At 66.3% G+C, this 1,023-nt stretch carries 1 protein-coding gene; it reads left to right on the forward strand.

Annotated features, from left to right (window positions below):
* A partial coding sequence (locus ACIBTV_RS31440; RefSeq protein ID WP_396710826.1) for an MBL fold metallo-hydrolase occupies positions 1 to 1,020 on the forward strand: 1,020 nt, incomplete at its 5' end.
* Between the last annotated feature and the right edge of the window lie 3 nt (positions 1,021 to 1,023).

Below are 1,023 nucleotides of genomic sequence, written 5' to 3' on the forward strand. Positions count from 1 at the left end.
CCGAAGGCGGTGGTGGAGGGGAACGCCCCTTCGCCGAAGCAGTTCATGCCTGACTACCTCAACGACCCGTCGTTCTACGAGAAGGGCTGGCACGCCGAGAACATCGGCGACGGCGGTAACTTCTACTGGGTCACCAGCCCGGCCGGCTACGACGCCGGATTCGTGGTGACCGGGGACGGCGTGATCGTCATCGACGCTCCGCCGGGGCTGGGCGAGAACCTGCAGTCGGCGATCAGGTCAGTGACCAGGGAGCCGGTTACGCACCTGGTTTACAGCCACTGGCACTCCGACCACATCGGCTCGGCGTCGCAGTTCGGCCCGAAGGTGAAGATCGTCGCTCATGACATCACCCGGGAGCTGCTCGCCCGCTTCCCTGACAAGTACCGCCCCCTGCCGACCGAGACGTTCAGCACCGACGCGACCCTCGAGGTGGGCGGCACGAAGCTGGAGTTGTCCTACAAGGGTGCCGACCACTGCCCGGGCAACATCTACATCTACGGGCCCGCGCAGAAGGTCCTCACGAAGATCGACATCGTGAGCCCCGGTTCGGTGACGTTCGCGCACGCTGACGTTTCGGAGAACATCAGCGGGTTCTACCAGGCCCACGACGACATCCTGTCCTACGACTTCAAGGCGCTCATCGGCGGCCACATCTCCCGCTGGGGCACCCGCGAAGACGTCGAGGTCGTCCGGGAGTACTGGCACGACCTGCTCGGCTTCGCCGAGGAGGCGCTGTGGGAGATGAGCAACGCCGACGCGCTGCAGGGCTTCGTCGTCGGGCTCGGCCGGCAGAACCAGATGGTCGGCGCCGAGAACTGGATCAACTCGATCGCCAACTACGCCACCGAGAAGACCCTCACCAAGACCACCTCCAACGGGCAGACCTGGCCCGAGCGACTGGCCGGCGCGACGGTGTGGACCAAGTACCACGCCTGGACCGTCGCGGAGACCACCCGCACTGAGCGCACCCACCACGGCTACCAGGCCGAGGGCAACAGCGGCCCGGCCTACATCGCCTGACCG

Origin of the sequence: Micromonospora sp. NPDC049366 (assembly GCF_044466625.1) — a bacterium.
GTDB lineage: Bacteria > Actinomycetota > Actinomycetes > Mycobacteriales > Micromonosporaceae > Micromonospora.